Here is a 19,092-nt window from a genome sequence, read left to right as displayed (position 1 = left end):
TTTAAAATTATAGACTGATATCTAATCCAAAAAGAATAGATCTTGTTGATGGATATTTCAAACCATTTGATGTATCTAACTCAGGATCCCAAAGTTTAAAATTCGAAATATACCATAAGTTATTCCCGCTCACATATACTCTTAATCCTTGTAATCTCATTCTTTCGGCAGTGTTTTTCTTCAATGAGTATCCAAATTCCATAGATTTTAAGCGGCCAAAACTCATATCTTTTTTCCACCAGGTTGATGGAAGAGCATTATTAATATTAGGCCCATAGCTCAATCTTGGATAGAATGCATTTTGATCAGGGTTTTCTTCGGTCCAGCGGTCTTGGTAGTTGTCATATACATTTCCTAAAGTACCTTCACCGCTTCCTGGTATAAATGTGCTTCCTCCTATGATTCGTTCTGATTTTGCGATCCCTTGAAAGAAAAAGCTGAAATCGAATTGCTTGTATTTGGAAGTGTTACCGAAACCATACACAATTTGCGGATCAGTAGTACCTCCTATAAAACCTTGGTCTAAACCATCTATTTTTCCATCATTATTTCTATCTTCATATTTAATATCGCCTGGACGTACTTTACCAAATGTAGGTTTTGGCAAGCCTGGGACTAACACATTATCTATTTTTGGATCCTCATTAATAACAGCAAAATCTTCATTAGTATATAATCCTGTTGCAATATAACCCTTTAAAGTATTATGCTGAATACCTGTAGCAGAACGGTAAGTACCTTTTAAAGCATCAGCTTCATCCTTTTCAGTCACTTTATTTTCAACAAAAGTAAAATTGGCACGCCAGCTCATAGAAAAATCAGTAGTTATCTGCTTATTAAAATTTAATGAGACTTCAAATCCTTTATTTTCCATTTTTCCCATATTGGCATACGGGGTATTTAAAATTCCTGCCTGGGAAGGAATAATTTCACGTCGAATTAGGATGTCTTTTCTTTTGTCCTGAAATACATCTACTGTCAAATCAATTGTATTTAATATTCCTAATTCTAAACCAATATCTGTTTTTGCAACTTTTTCCCATGTCAAATTAGTTACTCCAATTTCGCCTTCCTCAATACCTTCAAATTTTACCCCTTGTCCTGCACCCCAATGGTAATCTGAATTATTTTTATCACTGATTGTAGTCTGATAAGCAAATCGTCTATTTCCTCCAATGTTATCATTTCCTGCCATACCATAAGATCCGCGAAGCTTGATTTTATTAAATACGTTTGTCATAGGCTCCATAAATTTTTCTTCACTCACAATCCAGCCCATAGACACAGATGGGAAAAATCCATAACGCTGTCCTTTTGCAAAATTCTCTGATCCATTGTATCCAAAATTAAACTCTCCAACATATTTTCGGTCAAAAGTATACGAAGCCCTTCCTGCCAATCCCTGATGTTTATATGGCTGCGGAGGAGTTCCATCATCATAACTGTCTTGATTATACAAGAGCATACCTGTCACATCATGTTTTCCAAAAGATCGGCTATATGTTGTACTTGCTTCCAGATAAACACGTTTATTTCCAAAATAATCATGCTCATAATCTTTATTGTACCCAAGATAGTCCTGACCATAACTCTGAAGCTCATGAATTAGACTTCCATCAAGATCTCTTTCGGTAGCCACATTATAATAGTTAGGTGCTTTACCGCGTTCCACTTTGTTTTCAGAAAAAGAATCAAACGCATACGTAAATTTCGCTTTCAATCCTGGAGTAATACCTTTTAAATCCTGCTCTAACGATGCCAAGCTTTCAATTTTGCTGCCAGTGTGTTTATTAAACCCTTGCTGCGTATTCATCGCCCATGGGTTAGGACGATTTATAACTTTAGGAATAGCCCCGTCTGAATAAATTGCCGGATGAGCAAAAGGAGTTGTTTCGAATGCAGTATTGAACAAATCATTAGTGCTGCTGTTTCCTTTGCTAAGTCTCTGAAGAAAACCTCCAATATTTAATCTGAACAAAGTTGTTTTGGACAAGTTAACATCAACATTTGAACGGATATTTGCTCTATTCAATCGCGTTTCTGTATCATATGATAAACTTTTATCTGCAGATAATATACCGTTCTCGCTGTAATAGGAAGCTGTCAATGCGTATCTCAAAATATCAGACCCTCCTGCAATATTCAAATTGGTTCTTGAGGTGTAAGCATAATCTTTGGTAATTGCATCGACCCAATTTACATCGGGATATAAATCATGATCATATCCATTAGCTGTTTTTGAAATACGGTCTGCTGAATATGGCTGTACTTTACCAGCGTCCACAGCTAATTCATTCAGTAAACTCATGTAAGGCGCAGCACCGATGAATCTTGGCAGTTTAGTAGGTTCCTGAATAGAATATTCCGTTCTTACCTGTATTTTTGGAGTTCCAACAAAACCTCTTTTAGTATTGATCAAGATAACACCATTTGCCCCTCTAACACCATACACAGCACCAGCTGCCGCATCTTTTAAAACTGAAAAAGAGTCAATTTCTGAAGGGTCAAGGTCATTTAGGTTTCGTTCAATTCCATCTACTAATACAAGCGGATTTTGCCCTCCCGCGAAAGTAGAGATTCCACGAATTTTTATATCTGATTGATCAAATCCTGGTTCACCTGTTCGCTGAACCGCCATAATACCAGTAACCTGACCTGCCAAGTTGTTGCCCAGTGTACGAGCTGTTCCTACCTGTAATAATGAAGGCTTCACTGTACTGATTGCTCCAACAACAGATGCTTTTTTCATGGTACCGTAACCTACTACTACAACGGTCTGAAGATCATTCGTCTCTTCTGCCATTGACACATTAATATTAGTAGCATTATTTAAAGGTCTTTCTGTAGCTTTCATTCCGATATAAGTAAATACAAGTACCGCTTGGGAAGAAGATACATTAATTGTGTAACTTCCATCAAAATCAGTTGTTACTGAGTTTTTTGTTCCTTTTTCCTGCACAGTAGCACTAGGCAATGTAATTCCTTTTGCATCCGTAACCTTTCCTGTTATTTTTACAGGATTTTTTTGATTACCGGTTTGCGCATAAATATTTCCCGCACAGAGCAGGAAAAAAAATAAGCAAATCAATCCAGACATGCTAAACTTTAATTTACTCCAGGTAAATAAGCTCAGATGAGTTGATGACATTTTCAAAGTCGTTTTCATTTTCATTTTGAGTTTGATTTTGTTTTGGTTTTTAATTAGATTAGGTTTTAAATTAAAATTTTAGACTTTAAGGATTCAATCTGCATTTTCAAAATGTAAGTAATATTGCATCATTAAATAAGGTTAGATTTTTATTAATTTTTAAGATATGCTAAAATATTAGGGAAGTTTTTTATTAATACCATAATTTATATCCACAAAAAATATCATTTTAATTTTTGACCAAATTAGGATATTGATAACATAATTTTAGTCCCATTTTGTTTCATAATTATGTTCAAATCGTTCATACAGCCTCCGAAAACGCTGGTATACCATGAGATGAACCAAAATAAATACTTATGGAACAAATGGAAACAATATTTTTAACAGAAAAATTAACAAAACGATAACATCTAGAAACAGGTTATCATTCATTATTAACGAAAGCTTTTTTACGTCAAGAGCATTATTTTAAAAACTATGAAATGAAATACAGTTTTGCCACATGATAGAGTTTTCTAATCATTTCAAACTACAAATGGTTTTGTTATAAACTGATAAGAATTGCGGCAGCTAAATAATTAGAAGAAATTATTTGTAGAACTAAACATCGATACTATAATGATTTTTTATATAAGTAAGCAGTACTTAAAAAAGATAGAGGAAGTGCTTTTGATTTAAAATATAATTTATCTTTCACAGGCAAAACCCTAAAATAAATTAAAAAAAGAATGCTTAAAAATACACCAATTTTTAAGCATTCTTTTTAAACCTATTTTAAATTATTTAATTACATGCGGTTTTACTCCTTCGTTCGTTATAACAACAGGTTTTATAAATCCATTTTCATCAAAATGCATTTCTTCTATGCATGTTTCCCTAGAATTCCCATCGGTTTCGGTAAGCGGTCTTCGATGATAAACGATAAAATACTTATCTGAATCGGGTGCTTTTATAACTGAATGATGACCAGCGCCAGTTGCAATTTTTGGGTCTTGTTCCAGTATTTTTCCAATTCTTTTGAATGGTCCCATCGGAGAATCTGCAATAGCGTAAGCTACACAATAATCAGGACCTGTCCAGCCTCCTTCGGACCACATGAAGTAATATTTATTATTTCTGATAAACATAAAAGGGCCTTCAACATAATTTTCAGGCGTAATTTCTTTGAAAACAGTTTTATCTTCAAAAGGAACAAAGCCAGTAAAATCAGCCTTTAATTTTCCAATATTACAATGTCTCCATCCTCCATAAATTAAATAACACTGCCCATCTTTATCTTTAAATACGAACTGGTCAATTGGCTGCGCACCATTATAAAATTTATCAACTAATGGTTTTCCCAGATAATCCTTGTAAGGCCCCTCTGGTTTTGATGCTGCAGCAATACCAATCCCTCCTATTTCATTATCACTCTGAATATCATTTGCTCCAAAAAACAAAAAATATTTGTTCTTATGTTTTATAATCGAAGGTGCCCAAATGGCTTTTTTTGCCCATTTTACAGCACTTGTGTCTAAAATTCTAGAATGTTTTGTCCAATGTGTTAAATCTTTAGAAGAAAAAGCATCCAGAAAAAACTGCTTTTCATAAGGAGCGGAAAAAGTGGGGTAAATCCAATAGGTTTTATCAAAAATAATTCCCTCAGGATCAGCGTACCAGCCTTTAAATACTGGGTTATTATTTTTTGCTTTATCAGAAACTAATGTTTGGGCAATTGTTTTTGAGTAACAAATAAGAAGGAGACAGAATAAAATTTGTTTCATGGTTTTTAGATTAGATTTAATGCAAAACAAACATACTAAATCGATTTAGCTTATACAAAATTTATTCGTTAAAAATAAATTTAAGCAATTGACATCCAATCAAAACAATGTCAAATTACTTCTACATAAGTAATTTAAAATTTAGTAATTTGAATTATATCTTAATTATAAAAACCAATTTTTGAAACTTTTTAAAATTGAGATTTTACTAGTTTTTTTGCTCCCGATGATTCTCTGATTATTAATTCGGCTTGAACTAAAACATTTTTAACTCTTTCCTCTTTAACCACCTCATGTTTTAAAAGTGGTAATAAAAGTTTCATCAGCTCAGTGCTAATTTCAGTCAAAGGCTGAGAAACAGCCGTAATTGTAGGGTTATAGATTTTGAAAAGTTCATTGTCATCAAAAGTAATAATGCCAAATTCATGAATTAAATGAGGCGCATCTTCTTTTAAAACTTCTAGACCGGATCTGGTAAGATAGTTGGTTGCAAAAAAAACGGCATCCAACTTTTTATGCTCATCTATAAAACTTTTTATGGCCGACTTAGATTTCCCGTTGCTTGTTTCATTATAAGGAATTTTTAAAACATGTCTATTCAAGCTGCTTTCTTCTATCGCTTTTTCATAACCCAATAAACGATCCTGCATTTGTGTCTGATCTGAATCGGTTGTAATAAAACCAATATTTTTAAAGCCGTTTTGAATTAAATGACTCGTTGCTTTAAAAGTAGCTTCGTTATTGTCAATAACAACACTGTTACAGTCCAGATCAGGAAAATATCTATCTAATAAAACAACAGGAATATTTTCGTCTATTAATTCTTGAATTGTACTTTTTATTCCCGGTGACGGAACAATTATAAATCCATCGGCCTGCCTGAATTTAAAAAGACTTATTAGATCATTTGATTTTTCATCATCGTTTTCATTACTGCAAAAAATAACTTTATAACCTTCCTCGTATGCTATATCTTCGATTATACGAGCTAATTTGGAGAAGAAGCTGTTCGAAATATCTTCGACCATAAAAACTAATAAATTTGATTTACCAGTTCTAAGGCTTTGGGCAATTTGATTTGGTCTGTAATTCACTTCTTTGGCATAATCCAACACCTTTTGTGTCAGCAATTTAGAAATATGTTTCTCTTTAGCCTTGCCATTTAAAACAAAAGAAACTGTTGTGACTGAAATGTTAAGATTTGCTGCAATTGTTTTTATAGATACCGCCTTTTTTTTCATCCGTACTGCTTATAAAATATTTATAAAATTATAAGTTCAATGCCAGCCGATAATCCATCAAAACATTGAACAAATAACGGGATAAAAATAACAAAAGTGTACATACTACATTAATAGTATAAACTCAATAGGCAATAGTATTTTAACATTATAAATAAATTATTATCATACAAAATCATATAACCAGCAAATTATATCATCTTCATCATAAGATATTTAGAACACAAAACACTTCCAAAAGCAAGGTATCTATAACATCGTTGTTTTAATAGAACTCCATTAAATACAGGAAAATTGGCTACTATATGTCCATAATCTTATAAATATTTTAAGCTTAATCTGTCTGCAGGCTGACTGATAATTCCTCTAAAGTCTTTCCTTTAGTTTCCGGCATTTTGAAGAAAACCCAAAACAACTGAAAAATCATCATAATACTAAAAACAGCAAATACTGTTGCAGCACCAATTTCCTTAAATAAAAATGGTATAAAAGAAGGGATCAAAGCTGCCAAAACCCAGTGCACAGATGTTCCAAAAGCAGTTCCTGCAGCTCTAAGTTTGTTTGGAAATAATTCGGAAATAAATACCCATATAACAGATCCCTGCCCAACAGCATGAGAAGCTATAAATAAAAAGAAAAATATAGGCACTACAATACCCTTCCATTCATTATAAAAAGCCAGGGTTACTAAACCTAATGAAATAATATAACCAAAAGAACCTAAATACATCAGGGTTTTTCTGCCGTATTTGTCAATTAATGAAATGCCTATTACAGTAAAAATTAAATTTACCACACCTATTCCTATACTACTAAAAAAGGATGCTGATTTTTCAAGTCCAGCCAATTCAAAAATGCGGGGCGCATAATATAAAAAAGCATTAATTCCTGAAAACTGGTTAAATAATGCTACAAAAAATGCAAGCATTAACGGTTTTCTGTATTTTTTCATAAAAATAGATTCATTAAGCAGCTCTTGCCTGCTTTCATTTTCTATTGCAGTAATTTCTAAGATAACATCTTCATCGGTATTAACCTGTTTTAAAATTGAAATCGCTTTGTTTCGATCTTTTTTATATTCAAAAATCCAGCGCGGACTTTCTGGAATTCCAAAAACCAGCAAAGTATAAATTAGAGCTGGAAATACTTGAACGCCTAACATCCATCTCCAGGAATTCTCGCCCATATCCTTTAATAAATAATTGGATAAATAAGCTATTACTATACCAAAGACAATATTAAACTGATACAATGCAACCAATTTACCTCTGTCTTTTGCCGGGGCAATTTCGGAAACATAAGTCGGTGCAGCTATTGTAGAAATCCCTATTCCTAAGCCTCCCATAAATCGGGAAATAGAGAAAACAACAGAATCATTTGACAAAGCGGTCCCAATCGCCGAAAGAAAAAATAAAATACCAATTAATATAAGTGTTTTTCTTCTCCCCAAAAAATTAGTAGGAACGGCTCCCGAAATTGCCCCGACTACTGTTCCCCATAATGCTGAAGACATCACTACTAATCCGTGAGCCAAATCAGAGGTTCCCCATAATTGCTGCAGCTGTTTGTCTGCTCCCGAAATTACTACAGTATCAAAACCGAATAAAAAACCAGCCAATGCTACTACAATAGACCAGTATAATAATTTTTTATTTTTCATTTTGGTTAGTTAATTGGTTAATTATTTTTTTTAGATTTTTTACACTTACTATTCTATTATTTTTTAACTGTCATCCTAGCAGTCCATCCGCCATTTTTAACCATTTTAATAGAAATTATTTGTTCTTTGTTTACTGTTTGCTGCTGTTTTTTATAATCCATTGCTTGTCTTCCTGCATTAACTCCATCTTCAAAAGAAATCATATCATACTCTTTACTGCTATCTAAAAAATCAAGTTTAATTTTAAAATCCCTTGTTTCCTGACTCCCATTTGTTATGCCTCCTATGTACCACTGATCTCCTTTTCGCTTAGCAACTAAGGCATATTCTCCAGCTTTGGCTTCAAGAGCAATAGTTTCGTCCCAAGTAGTAGGTACTTGAGTAATAAATTCTGTACATTCTTTGTTTTGATAATAATTGGTTGGATTATCTGCAAGCATCTGCAAACCGCTTTCAAATACAACATATAGTGCCATCTGAAATGTTCTGGTTCCCATACCTGCAGAATTTGGCCTTTCGCTGCGATATACTTCTGGCTGCATATTTATCATGGCTCCTGGCGTAAAGTCCATTGGTCCTACTGCATTTCTGATAAACGGAAGGTACAAACTGTTATCAACTGTGGCGCCTCCCATTTGTTCCAGTCCTCTCACTCCTTCATATGACAGTAAGTTTGGGTAAGCATATTCTAAACCTGCCGGCTTAAATGATCCATGAAAATCAACAAACAATTTGTTCTTCGCTGCTTCTTTTATAACCCTTTCGTAATAATTCACCATCCACTGATCGCTGCGGTCCATAAAATCGATCTTTACTCCTGCAATTCCCCAGTCGCTAAAAGTCTTAAATAGATCAAAATGATGCTCAACCGTTAGCCAAGTCAGCCAAAGAACTATTTTGACGTTCTTTTTTTTACCATATTCAATAAGTTCAAAAAGGTTAATATCAGGATTTGGAGTAAAAGGATCGGTCGTTGATTTTGCCCAGCCTTCGTCCATAATAATATAAGGGATGCCAAAATTCGAAGCAAAATCAATATAGTATTTATACGTTGCTTCATTGTAGCCCGAGACGAAATCAACATGATACGGAGACGCATCATTCCACCATTCCCAGCTTACCTGTCCAGGTTTTATCCATGAAGGATCTTTTATTTTGCTGGTTTCTGCCAAATTATAAGTCATGGTATTTTCTAAAAGCTGCGTATCTTTCTTAGTAATCACAAAATAGCGCCATGGAAAACTTCTTTTGCCAATTGTCTTTGCTATATAATCAGCCTGTGAAGTAATCTTCACACTTCGATCACCCTCATCTTCAAAGGTTAATGGAACTTTTGGAAAAACACCTTTTATTTTATTTGGAGCTATGCCTTTTAAAAACATTGCCGGATAATCCGTAAGATTGGATTCGGAAATTAATATTTTATAATCTTGAGGCGTGCTGAGCAATACCGGCAAAGCAGCCATTCTAGTTTCAGAATTAAAATCTTTGGTATTCAGTTTAGAATACACATCTTCATATGAAGTCTTGAAAGATCCCGTCTGCTGCAGATGTGCCGTATAATTAACGGGAGTATTTACTGTAAATTCCTCATCATAAACTTCAATATCTGTTTGTTTTAAATCAGTAATAAAACGATAAGCAATACCATTGTTGTATGCTCTAAACTCCACACTATAATTTCCCTTTAAATTTAACTTTAAAGCGTTGTATTGATTAGTAACCGTACTGAATTTTAGCGGAATCACTACTTTATCCTGTCTGTTTACAGTTTCGGTCTTTTTGCCAATAAGTTTGGACTGTTTTCCCAAAACCTGATCTTTCAGTCTTAAATTTAGACTGTTATTTTCGAAAATTGCTTCATTATCTAAAAGTACCGAATAGGTAATACTCTCTTTCAAATTAATCTGAATTTTTAAATGCCCATCTGGAGAAGAGAGAATTTCTTTTTGGGCAAAAGTGATCGAAGAGCAAAAGAAAAGAAATAAGTAAATAATTTGTTTCATATAAATTGGTGTTAAAGCAATTAGCTATAAAATTTACGCTTTATTTAATGATTATTACAAATCTACTAAAACGATTTAGCAAACAAAGCATAATTATACATTTACAACTATTTTTATTAAATTTTCAGTTAAAGTATTTATTAATAAGATGAATTTTGAGAATTAAAACAAAATCCTAAAGAATGAAACATATTTTGCAATCAATTTGCAGTAACGTGATTTTTATCTTAAATATAAAACGCAGACAATTAATACAAAAGAAAAAAAATTACCTTTTTACGAGAGCTAAACCTGATTCTATTTTTTAAAAAACACAGCTTAAAAAAGAGCAATTATAATCAAGACTTAACAGAACGTTTCGTAGAAGACTCACGCACTTTTAATTCAGCATTAAGTACAATCTTCTCCGATATTTCTTTTACATCTTTTTGTTTTAGCAGCCTGAGCATCAGCTCCATTAATTTATTACCAATTGCTTCCAAAGGCTGGGAAACCGCTGTAATTGTTGGGCTGTAGATTTTAAAAAGTTCATTATCATCAAAGGTAATAATGCCTAAACTATGAATAAATTCAGGGTTATTTTCTTTAAAAGCTTCTAATCCTGCCTGAGTAAGATAATTTGTTGCAAAAAAGACAGCATCTAACTCTTTAGACTCATCAATAAATTTTTTTATAAAGTCTTTAGATTTTCCATCATTAGCCTCTCTGTATGGAATTTTAAGAACATGTGATTTTAAATTGCTTTCTAAAATTGCACTTTCATAACCAAATAAACGATTCTGCATCTGCATTTGATCTGAGTCAGTGGTTATAAAAGCGATATTTAAATATTTATTTGCAATCAAATGTTTGGTCGCGTCAAAAGTTGCTTCCTGATTGTCTATAACAACACTATTACATTCTAAATCAGAAAAATACCTATCCAAAAGAATCACAGGATGGTTTTCCTCAATTAGCTCAGCAATCATGCTTTTGATCCCTGGAGAAGGGACAATTATAAAACCGTCCACTTGTCTGTTTTTGAATAAATCAATTAATTCAAGTGATTTTGTATCTTGATTTTCATTACTGCAAAAAATAACTTTATATCCTTTATCATACGCAATGTCTTCAATAATTCTAGCCAATTTGGAAAAAAAGTAATTAGAAATATCTTCGACCATGAAAACTAATATTTTTGATTTTCCTGTTCGCAGACTTTGCGCTATCTGATTCGGTTTATAATTTACTTTTTTGGCATAATCTAAAACTTTTTGAGTAAGAATTTTTGAAATATGTTTCTCTTTTGCTTTACCATTTAAAACAAATGAAACAGTTGTCACTGAAATATTTAAATCTTCAGCGATATTTTTTATTGAAACAGTTTTCTTTTTCATTTGGTTTAGATAGTATTAAAATGCTGTAAATAATTTGTTCATAATTACGCCAACAAAAGTATCAAAAATACGCAACTTATTTTGCTGAAAAGCAGTAAGTATTAACCTTTGCCAAAAAAAATTACCAAAGGTTAATACTAAACATTTTATTGATTTTTAAAAAATATTTACCTTCCAAAATCGTCCTGAAGTCTCACTATATCCTCCTCATCTGATGGATTATCAGGATCAGTATGCTGCCAAATCTCAGCAACAATTCCCCATGAATCCAAACCGATTAAACGATGGCGTTCTCCTTTATTCATCTGTATAAAACTATCTTTTGACAGTTCTCTTAGTTCCCCTTCGGTATCATTATCACTAATTTTCACTCCTACAGGACCTTCCAGTACTTTCCATATTTCGGCTCTTCTAAAATGATATTGCCATGAAAGTCTTTTTTCTGGAGCCACGATCAAAATTTTTGGACTTAATTTATTTGTAATCTGAATATCTGACATTTTAAGATGAGGAAAAAACTGTTGGGCAAACCTGCTGGCCTGCGATTCATCTATTACAAAAAAACCTCCCCATGGTCTTGCAGTATCCTGCTGGGTTACACCATAATTTTGAGTTTGCAGCCACAGTGCGATTTCTTTAAAAATTGTTTCTTTCTGTATAGTATTGTTATTATCCATTATAATTATTCTGTTTTATTAAAAATTAGGCAGCGATTCTTTTATTTTATCCCAAAATGAATCATTAAACATATAACTTGCTCCGATTATGCTCGATTCCTCTGTATTTTCTAAAATTATCATCTCTATTTTTCTTCCATTATCTTTCCAAATCTGCTGTACTCTCGGCAGAAACTGAGTATGACATTTAGCAATATTCCCCCCTAAAACTAATGTATCCGCTTCAAAATCATTCAAAAAAGGAAGCAGAAAACCGCTGAAGTTAATTGCAAATTCTTCAAAAACTTTTTCCGAAAATTCATCATTTTTAGCAGATACTTCTTTTACCCCATCTGTAATTTGGGTACCACTGTATTCTTCATATTTTTTTATAAACCATCTTGTAGAAAAATATTCATCAGCTATTGTTCCTTGAAAAGTTTTATCCCATAGGCATCCATTTTCGGGAATATTGTCACCCTTAATTAAGGGCAATACATTATCCAAAAAAGAAGCACCAAAACCGGTTCCTAAAGTTACTGCTACTACTTTCTGCGCTTTTTTATCCAACCCATTCATCAGTATACTTCCTATACCAAATGAAGATGCATCATTTAAAAAACGAAAAGTTATATTTTTTGACGAGACATACTTTGAGAATTCATCTGGAATTACAACATTATAGAGTGCCTCGAACTTATTATTCCCTTCAAACATTGCCCGGCCGGTCTCATACTGAAAAGGTCCCGGCATTGAAAAAGCTATTTCTATCGTATCATTATGACTGCATTTTTCAATTGTTTTATTTATAACTTCGGCCCATTTTGAAAAAATAACTTCTTTTGAAGCTTTATTATCTACAATTCCGCTAAAATAAGTATTAGGTACTATTTTAAAATTTTCGCTATCTATTGCAGCACTGCTAACGTGACTGCCTCCTACATCAACACCTATTACTAATGCCATTCTAATTGTTTTAATTTTTGTTTAATAATTTACAATATTTGCTTTTCTGCTCAAGCAGAAAAAATCCTAAAAGCCTCCAAAACAAAACATGAAGACATTGCAGCATCATCATCTAAAATTCGCAAGAAGGCTTTAGGCTAGTTTAGCAAACCCAATCAATTCCTATGCTTGTCAGTATATTAAAAGTATTTAATGCAGGCATTATGAATCAATTTTTAGTTTTTAAACTTCTTTTATTTTGTTATGATCTATTCCTTTTTGCGCGCTTTATTAATTCAGCACTTACGAAATAAACATTACTTACTAGTTTCAACTTCTATCCTACCTCCATTTTTGAAAAGGTCGTGCGAAATAAAATAACCTTTACTTTCATTACCGTTAACTTTAATTCCCTTCAAATTTCTTCCTGCATTCGGGTTTGCTATCGTCAGTTTTTTTCCTGATGGCATAGTCCAATTTACTTCGCTGAAAATAGGAACGGTTACTATATACTCTGGATCAGCAGGTGATAATGGGTAAAGCCCCAAAGCGCCGAACACATACCAAGAAGACATCTCTCCTGCATCATCCATTCCGGACATTGCTAATTTTTCGGGTCCAATGCCATACATAGTATCAAGAATTTCATCAATTCTCTGCTGTGATTTTTCAGGTTTATTTATAAAATAATAAGAGAATGGTGCTTCATGATCTGGCTGGTTACCATGACAGTACTGACCTATAAAACCCGAGATATTCCAGGCAATATAAGTGGGATTCCATGGTTTTGTAAAAAATTCATCCAGTTTAGCTTCAAATGGTTCAGCCCCGCCATATAATTCAACCAGTCCTTTCATATCATGAGGTGCAAAAAACGACAATTGCCAGGCATTTGCCTCACGGTACATATATTCATAGTACGGAAATTCGGGGTTAAATGGCGTTACCCATTTTCCATCTTCAAGCTTTCCTCTCATAAAAGCTGTAGATTTATCAAATACATTCGCATAGTTTTTTGAACGTTTTACCAAATCATTGTAATGCTCCGTATCGTTCATTTCTTTAGCTAATAATGCCAAAGCATGGTCGTCATAAGCATACTCCAACGTCTTGGTAACTCCTGCATTTGCTTTAGTTTCAATTTTTGGGTCTTTTATATCTTGTTCAGGAACATATCCTTTTGCAATATATTCGGCGATATGAGGTCTTGTTCCTCCCTCTTTATAAGCGTTATTAAGTAATAATTTATATGCTGTCTTAACATCATAGTTTCGAATTCCTCTCATGTAAGATCCTGCAATAAATGAAGCAGCATGATCCCCATGAAAGAATGTAGGTATAAAACCTTTAATTTCTCCTTCGTTTATAATGGAGCTAATTACATCAGCTGTAACATCTGGTGAAACTATGCTTAATAAAACAAGTTTGTTTCTATAATCATCCCATAATGATGGTAATGTATAGTAGCGGTAGTCTTCTTTTCTCACCTTACCCGCTTCATCAATAAACTGGCCATTTACATCGCTTCTTAGAGCAGGCCATAAGAAAGATCGATAAAGCATACTGTAAAACATAACATCCTGCTGTTTGTTGCCGCCTTTAACCTGAATTTTAGATAACAAATTTTCCCATGTAGTGCTTCCTTCTTCAAAAATCCTGCTGAAGCTTTTATCACCGACCTCAGCCTTCAAGTTTTCTTTTGCATTCTCAACACTAACAAAAGATAATGCTATCTTAACGGTAACCGGTTTCGTATCTCCGTCTTTAATGTATACCAATGCATAACCATTATTCTTGGACATTTCCTTAACATCCAGCTTGTCTATTGTACTACTCAGAGTGGCATAAAAAAATATTTTTTCGCCCCCTGTTCTTTGAAAACCAGTTAAAACATTTGAACTTTCCTGTTTAATCTGCCAGTCGTCCACACGATTATTGGCACGGCCTAAATCAAAAAGTACTTTTCTTCCTTTATTATTTTTAAAAGCATATTCATGTATTCCGCAGCGAAGTGTCGATGTCAGTTTAACCTGAACATCATATTCTTTCAAATATACTTCATAATAAGCTGGACTTCCTTTTTCCTGATTATGGCTAAATGTAGATTTATACGGAAATGAAGCGCCGTCAGGAACTGGTAACAATGGAATATGGCAAAGATTCCAATGCCCTTTATTAGTATGGGTAAATCCTAAAATAGATGTGTCTTCATATTCATACCCAGCACCCGATCTGTATTTTGTCATTGGACTTAGCTGCACCATCGCATTTGGCACCGATGAACCAGGAAAAACCAAACCAGCCCAAACACGCATATCTGCCGGCGGAGTATAACCGATTATTTTAGTATCGAGCAACGGTGCTGTACCAATAAACGGATTAACCAAAGCTGTATATTTTCCTTTTGCAGGTCCGCCACCGCTTTCCTGTGCCTTAGCGTTAAAGCCAAAAAGTGACACGGAAAGAACTGCGATTGCAATATTCTTTCTAAATTTTATCATGATATAAATAAATTCATTACCTGTTTATTATAGTTCAAGAAGCTTTGGATTTTTTTGGTATGTATCCCAAAGCAACTCACCAAAAAGCGTATTTGTCCAAGCAAACCAATCTCTTGTATAGTTTTTGGCATCATCTTTATGAAATGATTCATGCATAAAACCTTTGCCTCCATGAGAAGCTTTTAACATTTTGATACAATCTTTAATTTCGTTAGGGTCAGATGTTGTGTAGGCTCTCATAACAAGAGACATTGGCCATATCATATCCGTTCCTACGTGCGGGCCTCCAATTCCTTCCGCAACTTTTCCTTTAAAAAAGAATGGATTATCCTCTGAAAGAACAAATTTTCTAGTGTTTTGATAAACTGCATCATTAACATTTACTGCATCTAAGTAAGGCAACGCCAGCAAACTTGGCACATTGGAATCATCCATTAAAAGATGACCTCCAAAACCATCTACTTCAAAAGCATAGATATCACCGTATTTAGGATGCTTAACAACAGCGTACTCTTGAATTGCTTTTTCAACCTCAGCAGCTAAAGCTCTAAGTTCATTTGCGGCGACGGTATCCTTTTTAATTGTTTCCAGCATCTCTGCAGCCTGTTTCATGCTCACTACTAAAAAAAAGTTAGCTGGAATAAGAAATGAGAAAACTGTAGCATCATCACTTGGTCTGAATGCCGAACAAACCAATCCTACTGGCTTAACAGGGTAGCCCGCGCCTTTGAGAGGTCTTGTATCGGTTGCAAACTGCGTATTTCTCTGAAAAGTATATGGATTATGCCCATCTTTTTGTTGCTGATCTCTGAATGTTTTAAGTGTTGTTTGAATAGCTTTTACCCAATTATCATCAAATGGAGCTGTATCTCCTGTATTTTTCCAATAGTTATAGGCCAATCTTATTGGATAACAAAGAGAATCAATTTCATACTTTCTTTCATGAACACCAGGTTTCATATCGGTATGATCACTTGTCCATTCTCCTTTCTTATTTGGATCATTATAAAAGGCATTAGCATAAGGATCTTTGAGTATATAATCTGTCTGCCTGTTGATAACACCTGCTATAAGGTTTTTTAGTTTTGTATCCTTGCCAACAAAAGCCATATACGGCCATACCTGAGCAGAACTGTCTCTTAACCACATAGCATCAATATCTCCTGTGATTACATACGTATCTGGTCTGCCATTTTTCTGTGTGTAAGTTACTGTTGTATCAAGGGTATTTGGAAAACAGTTATTAAAAAGCCATCCCAATTCTTTATCTTTTACATTCTTCTGAAACTCGGCAATTGCTTTTTCAATAAGATCACTTTCAAAATTTCTTTTCCCTTTGGCAACCCTTACTATTGGAAAATCTGCTGCTATAGTGTTCCCTGCGAATATCTCCGAAGGATCTATAAAAGCTAAACTACTGAATAATGCAGTGTTCTGGATAAATTTTCTTCTTTGCATAACTGTATATTTTAAATTTTAAGGCTAATCTTTTTAATTATTCATTTGTTAAAGAGTATGGAAGATCTTCTTTCTTCGTTCCTCTTTCTTTGTTAGGTGTATCGCTCATGTCTACATCTATAACAGCTCCTTTCATAAGCTCTGTAAAACTCAGGTAGTTCTTTGTATAGTCTTTACCGTTAAACTGCATTGCTTTTATATATCGGTTACTTTCGCTGTTGTTTGGTGAGTTAATTACAACCTGCTTTCCGTTTTCAAGATTTAGTGTAATCTTTTTAAATAATGGTGCACCTATAACATATTGATCTGATGCCGGAGTTACTGGATAGAATCCCATTGCCGAAAATACATACCATGCAGATGTTTGTCCATTGTCCTCATCACCACAATAGCCGTCCGGATTTGGGTTGTATAGTTTATTCATTGTTTCCCTTACCCAATATTGTGCTTTCCAAGGCTGGGATCCATGATTATAAAGATAAATCATGTGCTGGATCGGCTGGTTTCCATGAGCGTACTGCCCCATATTGGCAACCTGCATTTCTCTCATTTCATGAATGAAACCGCCATTAAAACTATTATTAAAAACTGGAGGCATTGCAAATACACTGTCCAATTGTTTGGTAAAAACTTCTTTACCTCCCATCAAGTCAATAAGTCCCTGCACATCATGAAAAACGGACCAGCTGTAATGCCAGCTGTTCCCCTCGGTAAAACCTTCTCCCCAGCGGATTGGATCAAAAGGCTCCATAAATTTTCCATTTGTCATTTTTCCGCGCATTAAATTATGTGCTGGATCAAACAGGTTTTTATAGTTTTGGCTGCGTTTTTTGTAAAGCTCAATTTCACTTTTAGGACGCTTTAAAGCTTTCGCCAATTGATAAATCGTGAAATCATCATAAGCGTATTCCAGCGTACGGGCAGCACTTTCGTTTACAACATCATAAGGCACATAACCTAATTTATTATATTGCTCAACTCCTGCACGGCCAACTGCTTTCATTGGTCCTGCATTGTTAGCACCATGTAATACAGCTTCATATAGATTTTTGATATCATAATTACTTTGATCTCCAATCTTCAGGTAAGCATCTGCCACAATTGAAGCCGAATTATTACCAACCATAATATCCCTTAAACCCGGACTTGCCCACTCTGGCAACCATCCGCTTTCTTTATAAGCATTACTAAGGCCTTCTTGTACTTCAGCATTTGTTTTAGGATACATTAAATTAAGAAATGGAAAAAGTGAGCGGAATGTATCCCAAAAGCCAGTATCTGTATACATATATCCAGATACTACTTGTCCGTTATAAGGACTGTAATGAACTGCTTTTCCAGAAGCATCATATTCGTAAAACTTTCTAGGAAAAAGAAGCGAGCGGTATAAACATGAATAGAATGTAGTTGTCTGGACTGCTGTACCGCCTTCTGGTTGTATTCTGCTTAAATTTTCATTCCAAATGGATTTTCCTTTTGCTTTCAGCTGATCAAAATCGTTAGTGCCAATTTCTTTAAGATTGATTTCGGCCTGCTCAAAACTAATAAATGAAGAAGCCACCACTGCATTTACTTTTTCACCGTCTTTAGTCTTAAATCCAATCACAGCACCTGAATGATCGGCTGTCATTTCAAGAGCACTGCCTAATTTATTCCCATTAAAAGTGTTGGTAACAGTGAACTCTTTATCAAAAATAATTACAAAATAATTTTTAAAGTTTTTAGGTACACCCCCACTGTTTTTGGTAGTGTAACCAATGATCTTTTTTTCCTGCGGAATAATTTTAATATAAGAACCTTTATCAAAAGCATCTACAACTATATAAGAATCAGTTTTAGGAAATGTAAACCTGAATCTTGCCGCTCTTTCAGTGGGTGTAATCTCAGTAGTTACATCATGATCTGCTAGATAAACACTATAATAATAAGGAGTTACAATTTCTGTTTTATGAGAGAACCAGCTTTGTCTTTCTTTTTCAGTAAACTTAAGTTTACCTGTTACTGGCATAATAGAAAATTGTCCATAATCATTCATCCAGGGCGAAGGCTGATGTGTCTGCTTGAAGCCTTTTATTTGTGAAACCCTATAGGTATATGCCCATCCATCTCCCATACTGCCAGTTTGTGGCGTCCAGAAATTCATTCCCCAAGGCATGGCAATTGCCGGATAAGTGTTTCCATTAGAAACATCATAATCAGAATCTGTTCCCACTAGCGGATTCACCCATTCCACAGGGCTTTTGCTATCACTAACGGGAACAATCTGACCACTACTCGAATTAACGGCGAATAGTGTTACTAACCAAAAACCAAATTTTAATTTATTAACCAGCAT

11 protein-coding genes are annotated in these 19,092 nt (G+C 34.1%); all 11 read right to left on the bottom strand.

Annotated features, from left to right (window positions below):
* Window positions 1-7: 7 nt before the first annotated feature.
* Window positions 8-3,166, bottom strand: coding sequence for a SusC/RagA family TonB-linked outer membrane protein (locus C8P67_RS17505; protein WP_245980489.1), 3,159 nt, complete (start codon window positions 3,164-3,166; stop codon window positions 8-10).
* Between the two features lie 764 nt (window positions 3,167-3,930).
* Window positions 3,931-4,914 (bottom strand): glycoside hydrolase family 43 protein, encoded by a 984-nt coding sequence (locus C8P67_RS17500; RefSeq protein WP_115814479.1) that lies wholly within the window; start codon window positions 4,912-4,914, stop codon window positions 3,931-3,933.
* A gap of 191 nt (window positions 4,915-5,105) precedes the next feature.
* The gene (locus C8P67_RS17495) at window positions 5,106-6,155 is read right to left on the bottom strand and encodes a LacI family DNA-binding transcriptional regulator (RefSeq protein WP_115814478.1); all 1,050 of its coding nucleotides are present in this window, start codon (window positions 6,153-6,155) and stop codon (window positions 5,106-5,108) included.
* Between the two features lie 334 nt (window positions 6,156-6,489).
* Entirely contained in the window at window positions 6,490-7,815 is a 1,326-nt protein-coding gene (locus tag C8P67_RS17490) for a sugar porter family MFS transporter (RefSeq protein WP_115814477.1), read from the bottom strand.
* Window positions 7,816-7,871: 56 nt separating this feature from the next.
* A complete protein-coding gene (locus tag C8P67_RS17485; RefSeq protein WP_115814476.1) occupies window positions 7,872-9,821 on the bottom strand; it encodes a glycoside hydrolase family 97 protein in 1,950 nt (649 codons plus the stop codon).
* A gap of 338 nt (window positions 9,822-10,159) precedes the next feature.
* The gene (locus tag C8P67_RS17480) at window positions 10,160-11,197 is read right to left on the bottom strand and encodes a LacI family DNA-binding transcriptional regulator (protein WP_115814475.1); all 1,038 of its coding nucleotides are present in this window, start codon (window positions 11,195-11,197) and stop codon (window positions 10,160-10,162) included.
* Between the two features lie 167 nt (window positions 11,198-11,364).
* Window positions 11,365-11,874, bottom strand: a complete 510-nt coding sequence (locus C8P67_RS17475) for a cupin domain-containing protein (RefSeq protein WP_115814474.1) — start codon at window positions 11,872-11,874, stop codon at window positions 11,365-11,367.
* A gap of 18 nt (window positions 11,875-11,892) precedes the next feature.
* Complete coding sequence (locus C8P67_RS17470) at window positions 11,893-12,819, bottom strand: ROK family protein (RefSeq protein WP_115814473.1); 927 nt, start codon at window positions 12,817-12,819, stop codon at window positions 11,893-11,895.
* Between the two features lie 296 nt (window positions 12,820-13,115).
* Entirely contained in the window at window positions 13,116-15,299 is a 2,184-nt protein-coding gene (locus C8P67_RS17465; protein WP_115814472.1) for a GH92 family glycosyl hydrolase, read from the bottom strand.
* Window positions 15,300-15,326: 27 nt separating this feature from the next.
* Window positions 15,327-16,757, bottom strand: coding sequence for a glycoside hydrolase family 125 protein (locus C8P67_RS17460; RefSeq protein WP_115814471.1), 1,431 nt, complete (start codon window positions 16,755-16,757; stop codon window positions 15,327-15,329).
* Window positions 16,758-16,794: 37 nt separating this feature from the next.
* Entirely contained in the window at window positions 16,795-19,092 is a 2,298-nt protein-coding gene (locus C8P67_RS17455; RefSeq protein ID WP_115814470.1) for a GH92 family glycosyl hydrolase, read from the bottom strand.

Origin of the sequence: Flavobacterium aquicola (genome assembly GCF_003385115.1) — a bacterium.
GTDB classification, from domain to species: Bacteria; Bacteroidota; Bacteroidia; order Flavobacteriales; family Flavobacteriaceae; genus Flavobacterium; species Flavobacterium aquicola.
This window is presented reverse-complemented; position numbering and strand designations above follow the sequence as displayed.